Here is a 22,659-nt window from a genome sequence, read left to right as displayed (position 1 = left end):
AAGTCTTGTGTGGTTGGCAGTTTTCTGGCGCAAGTCTTGTGTGGTTGGCATGAGGGTGGATGACTTTGGCCTTCTGGAAAAAAAAGCACAAGTGAGCGTCCCCCTTTTTTGGCGCAAGTCTTGTGTGGCTGTCATGAGTGCGGATGACTTGTGCCTCTGGAACTACCCTTTTTTGGCGCAAGTCTTGTGTGGTTGGCATTAGGGCGGATGACTTGTGCCTTCTGGAACTAACTTTAATATACTACTTCAACTTCTCTCAAAATGCCACCTTTTTCTTCGTAATTAGAAGCACTACTGTAAACATATGCAGAAGCCTCGTTAATCCATCCTGCTTTAACGGGATTTTGATGAATATAACCCAATTTTTGATCAAACATATTTGAGTTGGGTTCAATTTCTATCGGATGATTTTCTTGCTGCCATAACTGATAATGTGTATTGTTTGAATTTGCTTTTCCTGTATCGGAAAAGAGTTTAAGCATCCAGTGCCTTCGACTTTCTATCGGATTTTCTATGATCTCCCTGATAATTTTAACAGACGAAAACTTTTTCATATCCCGCATAATAGCTGATAGACTTTGATCACCATTTTTGCCTATGAGCAAATGAACATGATTGCTCATAATAACAAATCCATAAATAATTAAACCCTTTTCCTTCATACAATAACGAAAACTATCAAGCAAGATATCGCGATATATGTTTCTTGTAAAAACATCCACCCAATGAACCACAGAAAAAGTTACGAAGTAGATCCCCTCTGGATTAGCGAATTTATATTTAGTACTCACGCACTGAAAATAGTTAAATACAATTATAAAAGTATAAAAAAGCACAAGTTCTTAGATTGGCGAAAGTCTTGTGCGGCAGGAATGTGGGGAGGTGACTTATGGCTCTGGGACTTGTCCAAAGCACAAGTGAGCGTCCCTCCAGCCAGCCACACAACACTTGCGTTAAAAAAAGAAGTTTGGCGTGTCATGGACGTTTTATAATTAATAAAGCGTCTTGTTCTAAAGGTCAGTTTTCTGGCGCAAGTCTTGTGTGGTTGGCATGAGGGTGGATGACTTGTGCCTTTGGAAAAAAAGCACAAGTGAGCGTCCCTCCAGCCAGCCACACAACACTTGCGCTAAAAAACGAGTTTGTGCGCCAGAGCTGAGGACATAGTTAAGTACAATTATAAAAGTATAAAAAAGCACAAGTGAGCGTCCCTCCGGCCAACCACACAACACTTGGGCTAAAAACCGTGGATGGAATGCGGGCAGATGACAGTTTACCCTTTCAATTCTTCACCAAATGTTAGCCTGTTGCCAAAAGGATCATGAACAGTCATGGTAATAGCTTTATCATTCCATTCGGGTACTTCCAAACCCGGGCGGTTGTATTTATATTTTTTGGCTATTAAATGAGCGTGGTAATCCCTTAGCTCCGTAAAATCGTCAATTGCAACATGGCTGCCGGGGCTGGCGTCGCCGTGATGTTCAGAGAGGTAAAGCACCACGTCACGCAACGAAATCTGTATATATACCGGCACACCTTCGGGCATATGTTCCCAATCGGTTTTAAAGCCGAGCCAGGTAATGTAAAACTCTATGGCCTTATCGTAATCAAAAATTCGGAGGATTGGTTTTATTATTGACATAGGTAATTAATTGTTAAACAAATTTAACGGAAAATATCACCGGCTTTGTATAGCGAAATCGCTTGTTTTCAATCAACTGGCATCAAATGTTAATAGATGTTAAATATGCCTGCAACAGTGTCTGAAATTAGGTTTCCACGCAACAGATACAGTACTTTCGTCGGCACATTTTGCCCCCTCGTCTATTACATTAAGTATGGGTTTAAAATGAGGCTACATTAGCATGATATGTTTAAACGGATAAAACCGGCGCTGATTATCGAAATCTGTATCCATCTGTTATTTTGGGCACTAATCATTTTTACGCCCGTAATTTCCAGGCCGGATATGCGCGGCTTCCCACAACCCGCTTTTTCGCTGGGGCACATCATCAGTTTTAACCTGGTGTTGGCAGCCGAGTTTTATCTTAACGCTTTTTTACTTATCCCACGTTTATTAAAAACCAATATCTGGCTTTATTTTATTTCGTTGCTGGGCTCCTTTGTGGTATTCAATATTGTGTTAATGGCAGTGCGGCACTATTTTCCTGTTCCGCATTTTCCGTGGATGGGGCAGCATCACCGGCCGCAGGGACCATTCCTGGTGATATTTCCTTTGTTATCTATCACCGCCGGGAGTTTTGCATATCATTACCTGGCCGACCAGTTTAAGGCCATTAACAAAAAAAAGGATATTGATAATGCTTCATTGATATCCGAACTGGCTTTTTTACGCTCGCAGATCAGTCCGCATTTTATTTTCAATGTGATCAACAGCGCCGTTGCGCTTTCGCGTTTAAACCCGTCGGCAGTTGAACCTACACTCATCCAGCTTTCTAAATTGCTGCGATATATGCTTTATGTAACCGATGCAGAAAAGGTTACATTGTGCCAAAAGGAAGATTATCTCCGCAGTTATATTGAATTACAGCAACTTCGTTTTCGCGACCAGGTGAAAGTTAGTTTCAGCTCCGATATTAAATCTCCCGAAAAAACTATCGAGCCCATGTTGTTGATCCCCTTTGTTGAAAATGCATTTAAACACGGTACGGGAGACATTGAGGCACCAGCTATAGCCATCACACTTTTCACTGATGAAAAGAACCTGCGTTTTAGCGTACAAAATGTTTACAACCCGGCCGAAGACAACAAGGATAATGCTTCGGGCATTGGCCTTGCCAATGTTAAACGCCGGCTCGAACTGCTATACCCGGGCAAACACAACCTATATATCAATAAAAACGAGCAGGCTTATATAGTTATGCTGCAATTGGAACTTAAATGATGCGATGTTTAATAATTGACGATGAGCCGCTGGCGCTTGATCTGCTTGAAGATAACCTGAAACACGTAAATACCATACAGGTGGTAGCGCGGTGCCGTAATGCGGGCGAAGCTATCATAGCCATGCAAAAAGAACAGATCGATCTTATTTTCAGCGATATATATATGCCTGGCATCAACGGCCTGCAGTTAGTCAGAAGTCTTACCCAAAGGCCCATGGTAATTTTTGTAACCGCTTATGAAAAATTTGCGGTTGAAGGCTTTGAACTTGATGTGGTTGACTACCTGGTTAAACCCGTACCCTTAGACCGCTTTTTGAAGGCCTGCCACAAAGCACTTGACCTGTATGAGCTTCGCCGCAGTTACGTGCCGCAGCCTACAACCAAAAACTATTTATTTTTACATGCTGACTATAACCTTATCAAAATCAGCTTTGACCAGGTCGAATACATCGAAGGCCTTAAGGATTATATCAAAGTACACCTCATTAATCAGCAAAAACCGGTATTGTCCCGTATCAGTCTTAAAGCCATTGAGCTACAATTACCACCAGATCAATTTTTCAGGGTACATAAATCATACCTGGTAAATCTTGACCATGTATCGCAAATGCGCCGCGCACGTATCAAATTGATCAACACCGAAATACCGTTAAGCGATGGCTATCGTGATGTGATCAACAGGATGATCGGGAAAGTGTAAGTTTTAACTTACAAAAACCATGTCATTGAGCGCGGCGTGGCAATCGCATACTATACAGGGCGGCCTTTGTTTCGGTGCGGTAGCCTCGTCGTTCTTCTTCGTATGACATGCTTTTCAATCCCCTCTTGAGAGCAGGGCTGTTGCATTCTAATGTATAGTTGCAAGTTCAAGCGTCTTTCGCTTGAATTATTGCTCAGGTAAGCGTCCACGCTTACCTTTTTGATGTTGTTACGCGAGCGTGGACGCTCAAAAAAAAGCCAACACTCGAGCGTAGACGCTCGACCGTGCGATTTTTAAAGCTCATCGAATTAATATGCAACAGCCCTGCTCTTGAGAGGGGGCACGAAGGAACGAGTGGTAGCAGGGGTGTGTTTCTGCTACAGACCTTATCAATGCCTGGACACACCCCTCCGCCCCTCTCAAGAGGGGAATCGCACTTGCCCCTCCTTTTTCAGCAAAATAACCTGCTACCCTGCAATCCCCCTTAGCACACATCCGGGCAATTTGTCGACACAAAGTCTCTCATGGTCGATTTTATTTGAGCTGCTTCAAAACAAGGTGCATTTTCGGCACCGAAAGAATATATACCCCTACATGAAGAAATTTTCCCTATTGTTAATAACCTCATTCGTGTTTTGCGGTATGGTGGCTCAGGGTCAGCAAACGCAGCAAAAACTTAAAAAAATTGTAGTTAACCATTTTTTTTCATGCCCTCTTGATCAGCTATTTGATACACTGGCTATGGATTACAAGGTCCGCATTGTATTTGAACGGGAGCCATTGCATGAAATGGATGTTGTGGAACACTTTTTTGAAGAACCGTTAAAGGAGGTAATTGCCAAGGTTTGTAATGAAAACAACCTGCATTATTGGATTGAATCAAGCGGAACAATTTACATTCTTCAAAATACGGATGACCTGGCCAGGTTACAAAAGCTAAACAAGCTATCGCTTCAGGCTTCCAATGCGGTGAAGGCCAAAGAAATTGAGGCTCCTAAGGCCAGGCCTAAACATTTCCTGGTTAGTATTAATGGGCGGGTCATCGATCAGCAAACAGGCGAATCGCTCCCTTCGGCAACAGTTAAGATCCGCGGAACCGATCTTAATGTGATGACCAATGCCGATGGTTATTTTACCATGTTCAGGGTACCTTCAGATACATCGGTAGTGGAGGTTTCATATACGGGTTACCAAACCGATTACTTCAGGCTGAGCAGCGAAAAGATGAATTCGCCGTTGATCTGCGGTTTATATTCATCGCTCAACAGCTTAAATGAAGTTACCATTACAGGTAAAAAAAGCGGCGTTATGAATACCGACAGCAGGCAGGTGGGCGTGTTACAGCTTTCGCCGGCCAATTTAGATAAGCTGCCAACCATGGGCGATAAAGATGTGCTGCGGGCCTTTCAGCTGATGCCCGGTGTAAGCGGCACAAACGAATCCTCATCCGGCGCTTATGTACGTGGCGGCACGCCCGATCAGAACCTGGTTGTACTGGATGGCTTCACCATTTACCAGGTTGATCACCTTTACGGATTTTTCAGCGCTTTTAACGCCAGCGCCATTAAAGATGTTCAACTGTATAAAGGCGGCTTTACGGCCAAATATGGCGGCAGGCTTTCGAGCGTTACAGAACTTAACGGCAAGGAGGGTAACAAGAACGAAACTAACATTGGCACCGATTTAAGTTTACTAAGCGCCAGCGGTTACCTGGAAACACCGCTGTCGGATAAGTCGACCTTGCTTTTAGCGGTGAGGCGCTCATACCAGGGGCCGTTTTACAATAAGATCTTTAACCAGTTTAACCAAACAACTACACAGGGCGGCGGCCCGGGTGGAGGTGGCGGCCGTGGCGGCTTTGGCGGGGGCGGGGGCTTTGCCAACCAAATTACGCCAAGCTCATACTTTTATGATTTTGATGCCAAGTATACCTATAGTATAAGTCAAAAAGATAAAGTGTCATGGAGCTTATACACCGGTACTGATAAAACAGATAACAGCAGGCAACTGGGCCTGCCCTCATTCCTGTCATCGGGCAGCAGCGGGATCAACATAACAGATTACACTAAATATGGCAACTTAGGCAGCAGTATCAAATGGTTCAGACAGTGGAACAAAAAACTATACTCCAATAATTACATTACCTACTCGTCTTATTTTAATGACAGAAACCGCAGCACCTCAGGTTTTGCACAGATCGATACCAATGGTATTTCACATACCCTTAGTACAGGCACGCTCGAAACCAACAACCTGAAGGATGTGAGCTACAAATCTGAATGGGAATGGACGGCCAGCAACAAATACAAGCTACTATTTGGTGGTTTTGCGTCATACAAAAAAATAGACTATGAGTACACCCAAAATGACACCAGCAAACTTATTAATCAACACAACAATGCGGTACTGGCTGGTTTTTACACCGAGCTGGCCATCGATCCAAACAATAAATTTCATATCCAGCCCGGTTTGCGTGCAAGTTATTTTGGCCCAACAGCCAAACCCTACTTTGAACCACGGCTTTCGGCAAGTTATAGCCTTACCGACAAGCTTACAATAAAAGGTGCAACCGGGCAGTTTTACCAGTTTGAAAACCAGGTTATCCGGGAGGATATTTTGGGCGGCAACCGTAATTTCTGGGTGCTATCCAATAACAGCAATATCCCGGTTGGCATGGCGAGGCATTACATATTGGGTACAAGTTATGAAACCGATCAGTTTTTGTTTAGTGTTGAAGGGTACTACAAAACGCTTAGCGGCCTTACACAGTACACGGTAAGGCAAACGCAAGTTGCCGGTGGCGGCTTCAGGATGGATGCCAGCCAGAACCAAACCCAAAGCGTTACGGAAGATTTTTACCAGGGAACAGGCCGCACTAATGGTGTTGAGTTTTTGGTACAGAAAAAAATGGGACGTTATACCGGCTGGATCAGCTACACCCTTGCACGGGCCCAGAACAAATTCTCGGCCTTCGGTAACGATTATTACGCCGCGGACCAGGACGTGCGTCACGAATTTAAATCCATTAACATGTATCATTACGAACGCTGGAACTTTGCGGCCACCTTCCTGTTCAGTACAGGCCACCCATACACTGCGCCCCTATCCAGCTACACCATAAAAACGGTTGACGGCAACAGTATCACTTACCTTAACATCAGCGATAAAAATGCCGAACGCCTGCCGGCCTATCACAGGTTGGATATGTCGGTATCATATGACCTGCTTAAGATAGACGGAAACAAAATAGGCTCGATAGGTTTATCATTGTTCAACGTTTATAACCACACTAATATCTGGTACCGCGAATACCAAATGCAAAACAACCAGGTTATCACTACCGATGTCAACTACCTCGGCTTTACCCCTAACGTTACATTAAGCTTAAGATGGAAATAAAAACATACATACGATATATAAACTTTGCATTGATAGCCGGCTTCCTGATCATGGCATCGGCCTGCAAAAAAAACTCATCTGACGTTAATGCGGTGAATAAACCCGTTGTTGAAGCTTACCTTGTTGCCGGACAGCCACTGTCATTAAAGGTATATCAACAAAAGGACTTAACCGACACGGCTACTTACGGATCTGCTATTACCGGGCTTACCATCAATATCAGCAACGGCACACAATCGGTAAAGCTTACCGAAGGAACAAACGGTACCTATACCTATAGTGATGCTGCATTTATAACAGCAGGTAAAACTTACACCATGCAGTTTAATTATAACAATGTGGCAATAAGTGCATCAACAGTTATGCCCGGAAAACCCATTGGGTTTAAACTGACCGATAGTGTATTCCATGAGCCAAACACGCTTGATCAGGCTTATAACGATAAGGTACTCCAAACAGTGACCTGGACAAACCCCGATTCGTTACAGCATATACTGCTTTTCAAAAATACTGACAGTAACCCCTTTGAAATCATAGCAGTAAGGAGTAACAGGAACCCAAGCTTTGAGATCAATACCGAACGAACTTCGATATATAACATTACCCAAACTACCTTTAAATACTACGGGCTTTATAAGGTGATACTGCTAAGAGTAAATGACGAGTACATCAATGTACTTACCACCAATACCCGCGGCAGTTCACAAAACTTAGTAAACACCCCAACCAATGTGGTTAATGGCCTGGGCATATTTACCGCCATGCAGGCCGATACTTTAAATTTGAGGGTAACTACGCAGTAAAAAATAAGGCACATTCTCAAGAGAAAATGTGATCTTACCACCGTCATTGCGAGGTACGAAGCAATTCAAAACTATACAGGGCGAACTTTTATAGCCGCTCAGCTAATCGGGGATTGCTTCGTACCTTATAATGACGTTATTGTAAGTTATTGATTATCAATGGTGATTTTTTAACATATCATCGCATTTTTTTTCAGGTTTTAGCCTGTGGTCGGTGTTTTCACCGCACCACTTTTGCCTTACAACCCGGCCGTAAACTTCCGATATTCGCAGTCATTAGATTGAACAATCGACCAGTAAATCATATGGTGCGGTGAAAACACCACAGGTGTTCGGAAGATTCAGATCGGTTGGGAATGCTGGTTAAAAAAGCTATGTCATTGCGAGGAGCGGCGAGGGCAAGAGCACTTGGGGCGACGTGGCAATCCCGTACCTATACAGGGCGGATATGCATTGGCTACGAGATTGCCGCGCTACGCTCGCAATGACATATTTTTTTATTTAAAAAGTAGAGATAATTTCATCTTCCGAACACCTGTGGTGAAAACACCGACCACAAGCTGAACTTTTATAGCTGCTCAGCTAATCGGGGATTGCTTCGTACCTCGCAATGACGTTTTTTGTTGATACCCCCCCTTTGTCACCGTATTGTAAACGCTTGTTTAAACGCCTATTGTAAAATCTACGGTTTATATCATGTTAGTGTAACTAATACATGACAATTGCACTTTTAGTAAAAAAATAAAATTTAAGCGTGTAACATTTAGGGTATTTTCGCCTCCAATTATCAAAATAACACTAAATGAAACGTTTTTACATACTTATTGCATTATTCTGCTTTGCTTTTTCGGCTCAGGCCCAATTTGGAGTGGGCGGCGGCGGACCTACCACAACGGGCAGAATATCAGGCACTATCGTTGATTCGCTTACAAAAAAACCAATGGACTACGCCTCGGTTGGTTTATACCGCAGCGGCGGCAAATCGCCAATTACCGGGGTTGTAACCGATGAAAAAGGAAACTTTAAATTGGACAATATAAAGCCGGGCGTATATAAACTGGCTATATCTTTTATTGGTTATCCAACTAAATATGTTGACCAGGTAACCACTACCCCATCAAAACCTGATGCTAAGCTTGGCCAGATCTTTTTGGCCCCAAGCTCACACGCATTGAAAGAAGTTTCGGTGGTTGGCCAGGCTGCATTGATCGAAAACAAGATTGACAAGATAGTTTATAACGCCGAAAAAGATCTGACAGCAGCGGGCGGCAACGCTACCGATGTACTGCAAAAAGTACCTTTGGTAAACGTTGACATTAATGGCAACGTATCTATCCGCGGCGATCAGAACATTAAAGTGCTGATCAACGGAAAGCCGTCAGGTGCAACATCAGCAAGTTTATCTGATGTATTGAAAACCATTCCTGCCGATCAGATCAAGAGCATTGAGGTTGTAACTTCTCCATCAGCTAAATACGATGCCGAAGGTTCGGGCGGTATCCTTAATATCATCACTAAACAAAAAAATGTTTCGGGCGTTAGTGGTTCGGTGAGCGGCGGTGTAGGTACGCGTCAAAATAACGGCAACGTTAACCTCAACTATAACAAAAACCGTTTCAGTTTAGGTATTAATGCCGGTGGTAACTTAACATGGCCACAAACTTCGTTAACCACTTTCGACCAGGTGATCAATACTCCTGCAAACGGAACTGATCCAGCAGTTGATTTGCATAACCACAATAACACCTCAAGCAGGATAAAAAGGCACGGAGCTATAGGTTCGGTTACAGCCGGGTACGAATTCAATGCCTTTAACAGCATCAACACTACTTTCAGATTAAATGACGGTGGTTTTAACACCGATGGCGGTGGTGATTACAACCGTACCCTGAATAGCACCTCATTAGACTACACCGGCAGAACCACCTCACACAATCATTTTGGCGGTTTTGACTGGAATATCGACTACACGCACAAATTCAAAAAAGAAGGCCACGAATTGATCATATCAGGTCAGTGGAGCCATAGCGATATTACAACCGATTATACAAGCATCTTTACTGCTGTTAACCCAAGCCAGATAGGTGATAATAATGGTAAAAACAACGAGTATACCGGACAGGCAGATTATACCTTACCTGTAAACAAACTGTTAAAAATTGAGGCAGGTGCTAAAACTATACAACGCCGCATCAACAGTAATTATGATATATTTAACACTGATACTGAAGGCCTCAACCCGGTTAGGGATGCGTTAAATTCAAACCTGTATGATTATAACCAGAATGTATACGCAGGCTATACTGTGTTAACATTTACCCTGCCTAAAAGCTACTCGATATTAGTAGGTGGCCGTGTTGAAAACACCAGGATAAAAGGCGACCCGCAAAATCCTTTCCAGGAAGAAGGCAGCTCTGGCTTCCAAACTTTAGAGCCTTTTACAGCAAGCTATACTACCTACATCCCAAGTTTAACTTTGCAAAAACAATTTGGTGCCAACACGCTTAAATTATCATACAGCAAACGTATTCAGCGCCCGAGCCTTCAGTTTTTGAACCCGTTCATTAACCGCAGTAACGTGCAAAATCAAACTGTAGGTAATCCTAATTTATCGCCTGAAATTTCGCAAACTGTTGAATTAAACTATAACACGTTTATAAAATCATCAGTGCTTAACTTCTCTGTTTATTATAAACACACCAGCGATTTGATTGAAGGTATAGCAACGCCAATAACTGATACCATAAACAATAAACCGGTAATAGCTACCCGTACCACCTATTCAAACGTTGGTATAAACAATTCAATTGGTGCAAGCTTTTTCGGATCAATAAGCCCTATTAAGCCATTGACCTTACGTGCCAGCATTAACGCGTTTACCTATAGCCCAAGTCCGCAGGGTGTATTTATTGAAAACTCATCGGCAACAGGTACTTATTTACAATACTCTGCTTTTGGTAGTGCATCGTACCAGTTCCCGCATAATTTCCTTGCCGAGTTGTTTGGCTTTACCAACTCATCGCGCCGTACCATTCAGGGTACTAACCCATCGTTCGGCATCTATGCATTTGGTTTCAAAAAACAGTTTATGGATAAAAAACTGGCTATCGGCTTTAACACCGTACAACCATTTGCAAGGGATAAACACTTTGATCAAAACATCAACAGCCCTGGCTTTACACAAACCAGCTCAACAGCTTTCCCATTCCGCTCGTTTGGCATAACGTTTAGCTATAGCTTTGGTAAGCTTAGCTTCAGTAACCCTAATCAGCAGAAAAAAGGCGTTAACAATGATGACCAAAAACAAGGCGATCAAGCCGGTGGCCAGGGAGGCCCAGGCAGATAATTTTGTTTAGAAGTCAAGACTTTTAGAATCAGGAAAATAAAATAAAAGAGCCGGAAGCGTGAATGCTTCCGGCTCTTTTATTTTTATACGTCCGTCATTGCGAGGTACGAAGCAATCCCCTACTTACAGAGTGGCTATTGCAAGTTTCTCTGTGTAGTTTGGGATTGCTTCGTACCTCGCAATGACGAATGGGGCTACTCCGAATCCACCTCAATACCTATCTGTTTGAGCAGCAACGACGCGTTAAACGTTTTGCACTCGCCATGCTTGATCTTGTAATCAAACAGCATTTCGCCATTCACCACCTGGATATCAAAATAAAAATTACGAACGTAATCAGGATATTTAGTTTCGAGATGAGCGATCTGCAGATCATGGGTGGCTACCATACCAACCGCATTTTTGCGGATCAGCTGTTCAATAACCGCTTTAGAGCCGAGATATTTATCAACCGAATTAGTACCTCTCAGCATCTCATCTATCAGGAAAAACACTTTAGGCTCGTTTTCAACTGCGGCCAGCAGCATTTGCAGACGGTCAAGCTCGGCCTTAAAAGTTGAGGTACTTTCATTTAGCGAATCTTTGATCCGCATGTAGCTGATCATGGTGATCACCGATACCTGCATGCTTTTGGCACAAACAGGTGCACCGCTTAAGGCCAGCACGGTGTTAATGCCTACAGTACGCAAAAAAGTGCTTTTACCAGCCATGTTTGATCCGGTGATGATATCTACTTTAAAAGCATTATCAAGCTCGTAATCATTTTCAATGCGTTTGGCAGCATCAATAAGCGGATGGGCGATAGCTTTGCCCGTGAGGGTATACCCTGGCCTGTCATCTATAACCGGGAAACTCCAGTCGGGATAGTTTATAGCTAAACCTGCCAGGCTCACCAGCGATTCAAACTCGGCAATAACATCAAAAGCCGCTTCAAGGCTATCCTGGTTTTGGCGTTTCCAGTTTTCAATAGCAATGATCTGGCGGATATCCCACAAAAAAAACAGGTTGAGTACAAAGCCTATAATAATGTTAAGGTGGTAATTAAGCTTATTGATCAGTTGGCCAAGCTCTTTTATTTTGGCCGATGTTTTACTGGTTTTTAATTGCTGAGCCAGTGTATTGTTATAGACGGCCTGCCATTGCTGATCTTCAATACACTTAAACACATCGGCATAATTGGATAAAGTGTCACCTATTTTACCGGCAATAAGATCGGCTTTGCGAATATAGGCCGCTTTTGAAAATACCACGCCCATATTAAACAAGCCAACAGCCGTGGCAACAAGTTTTGCAGGGGGATAGAAATAAGCAACAATCAACAACCCGGTAAAAAGGTAAGGTGCTATTTTGGTGTAAGTGGCAAGCCATTTTTCGCCGGGCATACCCAGCGGGATATGCAGGTATTTGAACAGGTTTTTAAGCTGGTTCACGTCCTGTTTTATAGCGAAGATAAGGCGTGTTTGCAAGTCGAGTTTCCAACTGTTGCCGGCAGCTATTTCTTTAACGGATTCCTGCCGCTGTAATACGGTTTGTTTACTTGCCGGGGCGTTGAGCCAGTCGGCCAGTTTATTATTCCCCGGCGTGGTGGCTGTGCGGTTAATGAGCTGGTATAGGGACGCGTTACCATAGATATCCAGATCCGACGTATAAAAATGCTTGTCGTTACCATACCGCGCGCCATCGTTGTAGATATTGCTGTGCGTTTGGATACTGCCTATTTCGTTTTCATTTACCTGTTGCAGGTCGTCATAGTACTGCTTTTGCTTTTCAAAAGCGCTTTGCCGCGCTACCAGCCAGGCAAAGGCAAAAACCAGCAATACAAAAGCAACAGCAATGATGCTGAAATCATCGTAGTGAATGGCGGAGGCTATAGTGATAGCCACCATGGCGAAGATGCCAAGTCGCATAAGCGAGTAAGTATTGGCAAGACTTTTATATTTGGCGGCTTCGGCAGCGGCAAGGTTTGCCCGTTGGGTATAGTCGGTTATAATTGTTTGTTCCATTTGCAGATAAATTCAACCAAAATAAACACATATATTTTAAATAAACGTTTATTTGTTTCATATATGAAAATCACGTTCCTTACCGTTGGCAAAACTGAGGATGCCTACCTGAAAGAAGGCATAGATAAATATGTAAAACGGCTAAAGCATTACACTAAACTGGAGCTTGCCGAAATCCCAGAACTTAAGAATACCAAAGCCTTAAGCCCGGAGCAACAAAAGGCAAAAGAAGCCGAACTGATCCTGAAAAAAATCACCCCGCTTGATTTTGTGATATTGATGGATGAGAAAGGCTCCGAATTTACTTCAACCCAGTTTGCGGCTTACATCAATAAAAAAGAGATCAGTACATCTGCCAATCTGATCTTCATTATAGGCGGGCCTTATGGCTTTGACGCTTCCGTTTACCAGCGGGCCAATGACAAGATCTCCCTTTCGCGCATGACATTTTCGCACCAAATGGTACGCCTGTTTTTTGTGGAGCAGTTGTACAGGGCCTACACCATTATGAAGGGCGAGCCTTATCATCATGAGTGACCGTTGATTTTTATGATTACGTTGATTGCGCTGATTTTCTTTCCGTTATTGCAAAAATCCTGTAAATCTTTTAATCCGTTTAATCCCGGTTCAGAAAATGAACAATCCATGAATCTGCACATTTGCACATCTGCATATCTGCACATCTTTCCCTACCTTTGTTAAATGTCAGCAGGTCACGATCATTCACACTCACATTCGCACGGGCATGGGCACCATCACCATGACCACGCCCCTAAGCTTGATCATTTAAATTCGGCTTTTATCTGGGGCATTGTGCTTAACTCGGTGTTTGTGGTAGTTGAGGCCATTACAGGCTTCATCACCCATTCCTTATCGTTGTTAACTGATGCCGGTCATAACCTGAGTGATGTAGCCTCGCTTGCATTGGCGCTGCTTGCTTTTAAACTTACTAAAGTAAGCGCGAACAGCCAGTATACTTACGGCTATAAAAGATCGACTATCATCGTATCGTTTTTTAACGCGGTAATATTATTTGTAGCTGTCGGGTTCATTATTTATGAAGCCATTATGCGTTTCATGAACCCCGAAACGGTATCGGGCGGTACCATGGCCTGGGTTGCCTTTATAGGCATTGGCATTAATGCTTTTACAGCCTGGTTATTTGTTAAAGATAAAGATACCGACCTTAATGTTAAAGGCGCATACCTTCACATGGCTGTTGACGCCATAGTATCGCTTGGGGTGGTGATATCCGGCCTTATCATATACTTTACCAAGCTATACTGGATTGATAGCGTAGTGAGCCTTATAATAGGCTTTGTGATATTACGCGGCACCTGGAGCCTGCTTACAGCCAGTCTGCGTTTGGAAATGGACGGCGTACCTGCCGAAATGGACCTGGGTAAGATCAAGGCCGAACTTAAGAAAGCCAAAGGCGTAATTGATGTACACCACATGCACGTTTGGGCACTCAGCACTACCGAAAACGCTCTTACAGCTCACCTCGTGATCAGTCCCGAATCAATGGCCGATTTTGATAACATTAAACATGATCTTCGTCACCGCCTGGAACATCTGGATATCAGCCACAGCACCTTTGAACCCGAATTTTCGGAAGAGGAATGCAAGCAGCCGGAGTGTTTATAAGGTTATTTATCTACATTAAATAGATGGTCAATTTATCAATAAACAAAGCTAAAGTCCTAAAATTTATTTCAGTCGTTGCTTTTATTGAGCTGATAACCGCTGTTGTGTGGCCTGTTGAAATCATCTCAACGCACCCGCCCGGACTGGGAGTATTTGTTGTGGTGCCAGTTTTCGTGATAGCCTTTATTTACTATGCCATATTCATTATTTTTCTGTCCCGCTATTCGAAAAAAGCGGCAGAAGACCAAAATATCGGGGTGGTAATATTTTTTAACGTATTACCTGTCATTGCGGCTATTTTCTTTTTATAAACGAAAATAAATTCACGTTCACTTCCAAACATATCCTGACGGATATTAATTTACTATTCAGCATAAATAGTAAGTTTTCAGCCTCCTGTCCAAAATGAGCGCAACTTTTTCTTAATAAGCTGATTTTGTTTATTTTTATAATAAACGGTCATCTAAAAATGAGCAAAGCCAAAACCTTAAAAGCACTTTCCGTAATTACTATTCTGGAGATAGCAGGGATGGTATTATGGCCAATTACAACAGGCTGGGGCCAGCTTATCGGCCCGGCCGGACTGCTTTTGGCCGTAATATTCGTTTTTCCGTTCATCTATTACATAGCCTTTCTTATATTCCTGTCCCGCTATGCAAAAAGAGAGGCGCAAGATCAAAATATCGGCCTCGTGATATTTTTTAATGTAGCACCTATTATTGGGCTTCTTTATGTTTTAGATGTGTTTTGATATGAATATTGAAGATTTATTAGCCATAAACAAAATTGACGAGAGCTGGGGATTGGACGGCTTTCTGGGTAAATTGAAAGAAGGCATTTTTGATCAGGATAAATATAATGAGCTTAAAACTGCTTTGTTAAAGCTGGATTTCGATAATGACCAACATATAGATCGGGATATCATCAGGATTATTTGGTTTATACCAATATTCATGTACCGGTTTAAGGAATATGTGGCCGATTGCCCTTCTAATTATGACGCCATGAGAGAAGATATTGAGGAGTGCCTTGCCAACATTTTCGGTTACCCTTAAAGAAGGTATTGGTGATTATTTATAATTTATTGCTACTTTAAAGGCCATTATTTAACCTCTTATGAAATCAACCAGAAGAAAATTCATAGCTACAACCGCCGCACTGGCTGCTGGCACAGTTACCGCATCGGCAATATCATTAAAAGAGCAGAAAGAAGAATGGCCAATAGTTCACCATGTATTTTTCTGGCTTAAAAACCCAGGTTCAACTGAAGACCGCGATAAACTGGTAGCCGGTGTTAAAACCCTTGCCAAAATTGAAACTGTGCGTAAACTGCGCGTAGGCGTTGTTGCCAGCACCGAAAAACGCGACGTAGTTGATAATTCATGGGCCGTATCCGAACTCATGTTCTTCAGCGACCTGGCTGGCCAAGCTACTTATCAAACTCACCCTATTCACCTGGAGTTTATCAAAAACTGCAGTCACCTTTGGGAAAAGGTTATTGTTTATGATGCGCAGGATGCATAGTTTTTAACAAAAACTTAATCAAATTCCTCCAAACCAATCATTTATGTTTTAGTTAATTAATACAGTTAACCAAAACACTAAATGACATGAAAATTAAACACCTGGCAATTTGCCTTGCTATTTCAAGTTTCACTTTACATTTAAGCGCCACTGTAAATAAAAAAAACAGGGGCGTTCATCACAAGTTAATAGTTACCGCGCCTGCCGTTGAAGGCTGGTATTTCAGGGCGGTAAGCGGCTACCCTGCAGCCATAGCTTTTGAGCCCGTTGTATTATTTAAAAATGGCGAATATTTTGATGTTGGCGATGAGCCTATCGAAACGTTGGATGTTGCAGCATCCAAAAGCAGTAGGCCAAAAGCCTGGGGAACCTGGAAAAAAACGGGAACAACCTTCTATCTTACCAATAGTGAGGGCAAAAGCCACGACTATAAGTTAGGGGCAGGGAATTGGTTTCCCGCATACGCTTACACAGGATCTGTTAAACTGAAAAAAGGTTACGAAAAAGTAAGCGGCGGCGACTACGGAAATGGCACCAATGCCCTCGTAATAAAAAAGATAAACTTTGTTGACGACACCCATTTTGCCGAAGGGTCAAACGGAGGTGTTATGACTCCTGGCGCAACTGCCTGGAAAAAAACAGCGACAAGTGGCACTTACAAAATATATGGCAATACCATCGAGTTGAATTACGGCAGCAAGGTGATCAAAAAGTCATTCGCCCTTGGCGCTACCGGTTCACCCGCGCATCCAACAAATACCATTATATTTATTGGTGGAGATGCTTATACTGATACGGAGTAAAAATAAGAAAATGCTCATAAAATAAAAAAAGCCGAATAATCGGCTCTTTTTATTTTATGCTATCCCTATCATTTCGTTATCATTTTCAGCAGATCTTTTGATGATCTGCTCCTTGCGCTGAAGCGCGAAATGCATTGCCATTTTAACAAACTCGTTTAATGTGATATTGTTAATTGCAGCAAATACTGATGCTTCTTTATGCAGGGTTGAAGGAACGCGAACGTTAAATGTGCCTTTGTAAGTTTTATCAGGCGATTTACCAATAGTATTACAAGTATCAATATAATCCTCAATCGCCTCTTCAAATGCAGCTTTAAGCTCTTTTACCGATGAGCCTTCAAAGTTAACCAAATCACTGATTCCTAAAACCTTACCATAAAACACGTCATCATCAGCGCTAAAATGCACCGATCCGTAGTAGTTCTTATACTGTATGATATCATTCATCTTTTAAATGCCCTTTCAGCTTTAAATGTTCGATAATTTCCTTTATTGCATAACCCTTTACAATATTGGCAGGATGGGGTTTATGAAGCGTTATAATATTCTTATCTCCGTCAACAAACCGCCTTCTTGATCCTCCGGTTTTCCCACCCTTTAACTCTTCGTATCCAAATGAATTTAATACTTTGACCAACTCATCCCACGTAAAATCTTTAGGGACAGATAGTAGACGAACGATTAGTTTTTCTTGTCTTGACATTGTCTTTCGTTAATGCTTTTTTATTTATCATAATAATCCCCTTTCTACATATCTATGGGTAATTCCTTCAACCGTTGAAGTAAAATATAAAGCTAATAATAACGCCGCTTATTTGCAACTAATTTTTAGTTACAAATAAGCGGCGTTATTTCACAAAAAAAGCCGATTATTCGGCTTTTTTTGTGGCTTTTTTAGCTTTTGCTTTCGGGGTGGCAGGTTCGGCTTCCGGCTCAGCAGTTACTGTTTCGGCAACCGGTTCTTCTGCAACCGGGGCAGGCGCTTGGGTTGGATCGGCCTCTTCAAAAATTGGAAGCGGTTTTAATATCTGAAACCAGGCTATTACCTTTTTAATATCTGATGAGTAAACTTTTTCTTCATCATGATCTGGTGCTACTTCGTAAAAGAAGGTACGCAACGCTTTGCCGTCGGCTTTAACATCAGGTATGTTTGATGCTGATTTCATACGCTCAAGTACATCAGTTAACCTGATATCGTCTTCAACACCAAAAATAGTGATCTCGCTTAAAGCAGCTAACTTAGCTGTAGAAAGGTTAGCTACAAGCTTTGTTTTTTGAGCGTCTAAACTTTCCAGCACATAACCGGTTTTGTTTTGCGCCAAAGCTTTCCATAAACCTGGTTTTCCTGATACTGATACAATTCCCTGTAAATTCATATATTTTTTGTTAGTCGGATTGATGAAGCGAATGACCCACTGTCATGACAGATAAATCATCCGCCTTATCAACTATTCACTTAATCTTCAATAACTTCGATGGTTAAAATCTTATCTCCCTGGCGAATAGCATCAACAACCTCTACATTTTCAACCACTTTACCAAAAACGGTATGGTTGCGGTCAAGGTGAGCAGTGTTATCACGGCTGTGGCAGATAAAAAACTGTGAACCACCAGTGTTACGGCCTGCGTGAGCCATTGAAAGCACGCCACGGTCATGGTACTGATTGTTGCCTGTAAGCTCGCAATCAATTTTGTAGCCTGGGCCACCTGCACCGGTACCGGTTGGATCGCCACCCTGAATCACAAAATTAGGGATAACACGGTGAAAGGTCACGTTATCATAAAAGTTTGATTTTGCTAATTTCTTGAAGTTAGCAACGGTATTAGGGGCATCCTGATCGTAAAATTCTACGGTCATGTCGCCTTTTTCGGTTTTAATTATTGCTTTGCTCATTTTTTTGTTTTTTTAGAAAACAGTTGGCAAAGGTAATAAAATTGAGGATTAAAGAAGAAGGTAAAAGCCGAAAGGTAAAAGGTTAAAGGTTTGCTATTTTATTAATCACCATGGTGTAAATGTCATGGTAAGCGTCTTCTCTTTAGGCGAATAGGAGATCTCTCCTTTTCTTTTTGAATCAAACATCTTGATCTCCGAAATTGGCTTTTTATAATCCTTGCCAAGCTCGGCTAATTGAGCAAAAAACCAGTCGAGCCCTTCCTGGTCGCCCAGCGTGTTGGCAAACCAGGCCAGTTTTTGCAGTTCTATGAGATTTGTTTTTTCATCAGCCCTGAAAACGTAAGTCCATTTTACTATCATCAGTTCATCGGGCTTACCGATCAGCTGGGCCTGGCTTCCGTTGGCATCAACAGCAACAAAATTAGGCAGCAGGCTAATATCTGTATCCCGCTTAAAAACAAGACCGCTATCAGCCTCCGTAAGCTTCTTAATTAACACATCCCGATTAAGGCGCATTGCCGGGTTGCCGTTTTGAGCATATGCGGGCAAACCAAAAACAAGCACAACAACACAAAGGAATATATTTCTGATAATAACGGATAAATTCATTTAAGGCCAGGATTTAACAGCGCCATAAAATTAAAACAACGTGCCCAAAGCCCGAAGGTTCCGTGTGTTAAAAATGGTTAAAATACATTAGCCGTTTATTCGTTACATTTGATAACCCGGCAGTAAACAAATCATCAAGGATCGTGGATAACCAATCAAGCAGCAAATACCTTTCACCTTTTACCTTTCGCCTTTTGCCTCTAAAGTTAAAGTTCCTTTTACTTTTCGCCTTTTACCTTTTGCCTTTAATGTCAAAAGCCGCATCTATATTGATACCTATGGATGATGAGCAAAAAGATCATCTAAAATCATACGGTATCGCCTTTTGGGTGCTCAAAAATGGCGAAGAGGTTGATTGGCTGTTAAACTACCGCGGCGGGAGCTTTATGCTGAAATACGGCCAGAAAGTTGAGGAAGAATGCAAGATTCGCGGGGTAAGTTATGAAGTTATTGCCGATGCCAAAGCCAACGAAATTATTACCGAGGTAAGCGATCCATCGGTAAACATGGACCTGGTTAAACTGGAGAAAGCCCCCCGGATGGCGGTTTACTCTCCAAAAAACAAACTGCCCTGGGATGATGCCGTTACCCTGGTTTTAAAATACGCTGAAATCCCGTACGACCTGGTGTACGACGAGGAAGTGATCCACGGTGAACTGCCCAAGTACGATTGGCTGCATTTACATCACGAGGATTTTACCGGCCAGTACAGCAAGTTTTACGGTGCTTTCCGGTATGCACAATGGTATACCGATGATATCAAGATCCAGGAGGCCATGGCCCATAAACTGGGCTTTAGCAAGGTATCAAAAATGAAACTGGCCGTAGCGCAAAACATCCGTGATTTTTGTGCCGGCGGCGGCTTCCTGTTTGCCATGTGCTCTGGTACCGATACTTTTGACATTGCCCTGTCCGCTGCAAACACCGACATCTGCGAACGCATGTTTGATGGTGATGCCGCCGATCAGGATGCACAATCCAAACTCGATTTCAGCCAGACTTTTGCCTTCCAGAATTTCACGCTGGATATGAACCCCATTTCGCATTCGTTCAGCAATATTGATGTGACCACTACCCGTCAGGTTGACAGAACAAGAGATTTCTTTACGCTGTTTGATTTTTCGGCTAAATGGGATGTTGTACCCAGTATGCTTACGCAAGATCATGACAAGGTTATCAAGGGATTCATGGGCCTAACCACGGCCTATAACAAAAACATGCTCAAGCCCGGCGTTACCATTATGGGCGAAATGAAAACTGCCAACGAAGCCCGCTACATTCACGGTGAATATGGCAAAGGCCAATGGACATTTTACGGCGGTCACGACCCCGAAGATTATCAACACGCCGTAAACGATCCGCCGACGGATTTGAAACTTCACCCCAACTCACCGGGCTACAGGCTGATATTGAATAACGTACTTTTCCCAGCTGCGAAGAAGAAAAAACAGAAAACCTGATGTTGTTAGCTTAAAGCAAAAGGCTGAAAGCCGAAAGCTTAAGGCTATGAAACTCGCAGCCATTTATAATCGTTGGTGTCTGGAAGATGCTGACGACGAAGCTATTTTTAAAATATGTCATTGCGAGGAGCTGCATGGGCAAAAGCACTTGGGCGACGTGGCAATCCCGTAGCTATACAGGGCGGACATGCATTCGCTACGAGATTGCCGCGCTGCGCTCGCAATGACATATTTTTTTATTTTATTCTATACTCGCGCTCGTTTGCAACGAGTGCGTAACCTGGGTTTGCGTTTATAACGCAACAGGCGATACAATCGCCAAACCATATTTAGCACTCGTTACAAACGAGCGCAAGTCCACATGATTTTATTATACGTTAAATAAAAAATCCCGGCCAAACCTGACCGGGATTCTTAAATATTATAAAAGCTTTTTGCCTTCGGCTTTCAGCCTTCAGCATTACGCTAACTTAGCCAATTCTTCGGCCATGGCAGCACCAATTTCAGCTGGTGATTCAACCACGCGGATGCCGCACTCGGCCATGATCTTCATTTTAGCAGCAGCAGTATCATCGGCACCGCCAACAATAGCACCTGCGTGGCCCATACGGCGGCCCGGAGGCGCTGTTTGACCTGCAATGAAACCTACAACCGGCTTAGTACCGTTTGCTTTGATCCAGCGGGCAGCATCAGCTTCCATATTTCCGCCAATTTCGCCAATCATGATGATACCATGAGTATCCGGATCGTTCATTAATAATTCAACAGCTTCTTTGGTTGGTGTACCAATAATTGGGTCGCCACCGATACCGATAGCTGTAGTAATACCCAAACCGGCTTTAACAACCTGGTCAACCGCTTCGTAAGTTAAAGTACCTGATTTTGAAACCACACCAACGTTACCTTTTTTGAAGATAAAGCCTGGCATGATACCAATTTTGCTTTCATCGGCAGTGATGATACCAGGGCAGTTTGGACCAATCAGGCGTGCATCCTTATCGGTAAGATATTCTTTAACCGCAATCATATCCTTTGTAGGGATACCTTCGGTGATACAAACAATAACCTTAATGCCAGCTTCAGCGGCTTCCATAATGGCATCTGCACCAAAAGCAGGAGGTACAAAAATGATGGATACATCAGCACCCGTTGCAACTACGGCATCTTTAACCGTGTTAAAAACCGGCCTGTCTAAATGGCTTTGGCCACCTTTACCTGGTGTAACACCACCAACTAACTGAGTGCCATAAGCAATCATTTGCTCGGCATGGTATGAACCCTCTTTACCGGTGAAACCTTGTACAATAACTTTTGAATCTTTATTTACGAGTACACTCATTGGTTTTTTCGTTTTAGTACGGCAAAGCTAAAGTTTTTGCCCGAATGTCAAACCCTATTGTAATCTAAATTTATATGTTAACATAAAAGTGACTTTTAAAGGGTTGGGGTATAATATTCGGTTGTGTCACGCAAAGGCGCTAAGGCGCAAAGATGGTTACTGCCTGAACTGACAAAATCGGTGAAATCAAAAATCAATCTGTGTAATTCCAATAAAAAATCCGAAATCG

Annotated in this window: 21 protein-coding genes; 12 read left to right on the top strand and 9 right to left on the bottom strand. The window is 42.7% G+C overall.

What is annotated here, in order from left to right:
- Positions 1 to 233: 233 nt before the first annotated feature.
- Positions 234 to 791, bottom strand: a complete 558-nt coding sequence (locus tag MTO98_RS04710) for a transposase (RefSeq protein WP_243485458.1) — start codon at positions 789 to 791, stop codon at positions 234 to 236.
- 479 nt (positions 792 to 1,270) lie between these two features.
- Positions 1,271 to 1,639, bottom strand: coding sequence for a glyoxalase superfamily protein (locus MTO98_RS04705; RefSeq protein ID WP_243485457.1), 369 nt, complete (start codon positions 1,637 to 1,639; stop codon positions 1,271 to 1,273).
- 228 nt (positions 1,640 to 1,867) lie between these two features.
- Between MTO98_RS04705 and MTO98_RS04700 the strand changes: the two genes are divergently transcribed.
- From MTO98_RS04700 to MTO98_RS04680, 5 genes are all read left to right on the top strand, one after another.
- Positions 1,868 to 2,902, top strand: a complete 1,035-nt coding sequence (locus tag MTO98_RS04700) for a sensor histidine kinase (RefSeq protein WP_243485456.1) — start codon at positions 1,868 to 1,870, stop codon at positions 2,900 to 2,902.
- Positions 2,899 to 3,603: a LytTR family DNA-binding domain-containing protein gene (locus tag MTO98_RS04695; RefSeq protein ID WP_243485455.1), complete on the top strand. Its 705-nt coding sequence runs from the start codon at positions 2,899 to 2,901 to the stop codon at positions 3,601 to 3,603. Before MTO98_RS04700 ends, MTO98_RS04695 begins: the two co-directional genes overlap by 4 nt.
- Before the next feature lie 594 nt (positions 3,604 to 4,197).
- Complete coding sequence (locus MTO98_RS04690) at positions 4,198 to 7,002, top strand: TonB-dependent receptor (protein ID WP_243485454.1); 2,805 nt, start codon at positions 4,198 to 4,200, stop codon at positions 7,000 to 7,002.
- Positions 6,993 to 7,805 carry a DUF4249 family protein gene (locus tag MTO98_RS04685; RefSeq protein ID WP_243485453.1) on the top strand — a complete coding sequence of 271 codons (813 nt, stop codon included), beginning with the start codon at positions 6,993 to 6,995 and terminating at the stop codon, positions 7,803 to 7,805. Before MTO98_RS04690 ends, MTO98_RS04685 begins: the two co-directional genes overlap by 10 nt.
- 802 nt (positions 7,806 to 8,607) lie before the next feature.
- On the top strand, positions 8,608 to 11,151 hold the full coding sequence (locus MTO98_RS04680; protein WP_243485452.1) for an outer membrane beta-barrel family protein: 2,544 nt from the start codon (positions 8,608 to 8,610) through the stop codon (positions 11,149 to 11,151).
- 194 nt (positions 11,152 to 11,345) lie between these two features.
- Here MTO98_RS04680 and MTO98_RS04675 read toward each other — a convergent pair whose 3' ends face one another.
- A complete protein-coding gene (locus MTO98_RS04675) occupies positions 11,346 to 13,154 on the bottom strand; it encodes a DNA mismatch repair protein MutS (RefSeq protein WP_243485451.1) in 1,809 nt (602 codons plus the stop codon).
- A gap of 63 nt (positions 13,155 to 13,217) precedes the next feature.
- On the opposite strand from MTO98_RS04675, the gene rlmH reads away from it, so the two are divergent.
- The 6 genes from rlmH (at position 13,218) to MTO98_RS04645 (ending at position 17,128) form a co-directional block, all read left to right on the top strand.
- The gene (gene rlmH, locus MTO98_RS04670) at positions 13,218 to 13,691 is read left to right on the top strand and encodes a 23S rRNA (pseudouridine(1915)-N(3))-methyltransferase RlmH (protein WP_243485450.1); all 474 of its coding nucleotides are present in this window, start codon (positions 13,218 to 13,220) and stop codon (positions 13,689 to 13,691) included.
- A 165-nt stretch (positions 13,692 to 13,856) separates the two neighbouring features.
- Positions 13,857 to 14,801, top strand: coding sequence for a cation diffusion facilitator family transporter (locus tag MTO98_RS04665; RefSeq protein ID WP_243485449.1), 945 nt, complete (start codon positions 13,857 to 13,859; stop codon positions 14,799 to 14,801).
- Between the two features lie 469 nt (positions 14,802 to 15,270).
- Positions 15,271 to 15,552, top strand: coding sequence for a hypothetical protein (locus tag MTO98_RS04660; protein ID WP_243485448.1), 282 nt, complete (start codon positions 15,271 to 15,273; stop codon positions 15,550 to 15,552).
- Position 15,553: 1 nt separating this feature from the next.
- Positions 15,554 to 15,856 carry a hypothetical protein gene (locus MTO98_RS04655; RefSeq protein WP_243485447.1) on the top strand — a complete coding sequence of 101 codons (303 nt, stop codon included), beginning with the start codon at positions 15,554 to 15,556 and terminating at the stop codon, positions 15,854 to 15,856.
- Between the two features lie 61 nt (positions 15,857 to 15,917).
- Complete coding sequence (locus MTO98_RS04650) at positions 15,918 to 16,325, top strand: Dabb family protein (protein WP_243485446.1); 408 nt, start codon at positions 15,918 to 15,920, stop codon at positions 16,323 to 16,325.
- A gap of 86 nt (positions 16,326 to 16,411) precedes the next feature.
- Positions 16,412 to 17,128: a hypothetical protein gene (locus MTO98_RS04645; protein WP_243485445.1), complete on the top strand. Its 717-nt coding sequence runs from the start codon at positions 16,412 to 16,414 to the stop codon at positions 17,126 to 17,128.
- Between the two features lie 54 nt (positions 17,129 to 17,182).
- Here the strand turns inward: MTO98_RS04645 and MTO98_RS04640 are convergent, their stop codons facing one another.
- From MTO98_RS04640 to MTO98_RS04620, 5 genes are all read right to left on the bottom strand, one after another.
- A complete protein-coding gene (locus MTO98_RS04640; protein WP_243485443.1) occupies positions 17,183 to 17,575 on the bottom strand; it encodes a type II toxin-antitoxin system HicB family antitoxin in 393 nt (130 codons plus the stop codon).
- Complete coding sequence (locus tag MTO98_RS04635) at positions 17,568 to 17,831, bottom strand: type II toxin-antitoxin system HicA family toxin (protein ID WP_243485441.1); 264 nt, start codon at positions 17,829 to 17,831, stop codon at positions 17,568 to 17,570. The genes MTO98_RS04640 and MTO98_RS04635 overlap by 8 nt, the downstream gene beginning before the upstream one ends.
- Before the next feature lie 166 nt (positions 17,832 to 17,997).
- Complete coding sequence (locus MTO98_RS04630; protein ID WP_243485440.1) at positions 17,998 to 18,504, bottom strand: DUF5606 domain-containing protein; 507 nt, start codon at positions 18,502 to 18,504, stop codon at positions 17,998 to 18,000.
- 80 nt (positions 18,505 to 18,584) lie between these two features.
- On the bottom strand, positions 18,585 to 19,022 hold the full coding sequence (locus tag MTO98_RS04625) for a peptidylprolyl isomerase (RefSeq protein ID WP_243485439.1): 438 nt from the start codon (positions 19,020 to 19,022) through the stop codon (positions 18,585 to 18,587).
- Positions 19,023 to 19,127: 105 nt separating this feature from the next.
- Positions 19,128 to 19,631 (bottom strand): hypothetical protein, encoded by a 504-nt coding sequence (locus MTO98_RS04620; protein ID WP_243485438.1) that lies wholly within the window; start codon positions 19,629 to 19,631, stop codon positions 19,128 to 19,130.
- Positions 19,632 to 19,879: 248 nt separating this feature from the next.
- Between MTO98_RS04620 and MTO98_RS04615 the strand changes: the two genes are divergently transcribed.
- The gene (locus MTO98_RS04615; RefSeq protein ID WP_243485437.1) at positions 19,880 to 21,091 is read left to right on the top strand and encodes an asparagine synthetase B; all 1,212 of its coding nucleotides are present in this window, start codon (positions 19,880 to 19,882) and stop codon (positions 21,089 to 21,091) included.
- A 460-nt stretch (positions 21,092 to 21,551) separates the two neighbouring features.
- Here MTO98_RS04615 and sucD read toward each other — a convergent pair whose 3' ends face one another.
- Positions 21,552 to 22,430: a succinate--CoA ligase subunit alpha gene (gene sucD / locus MTO98_RS04610; protein ID WP_110585905.1), complete on the bottom strand. Its 879-nt coding sequence runs from the start codon at positions 22,428 to 22,430 to the stop codon at positions 21,552 to 21,554.
- Positions 22,431 to 22,659 lie beyond the last annotated feature (229 nt).

The organism is Mucilaginibacter sp. SMC90 (genome assembly GCF_022811725.1).
GTDB lineage: Bacteria > Bacteroidota > Bacteroidia > Sphingobacteriales > Sphingobacteriaceae > Mucilaginibacter.
Note: the sequence above shows the minus strand (reverse complement) of the source record. Positions and strands in the feature narration are given on the sequence as shown.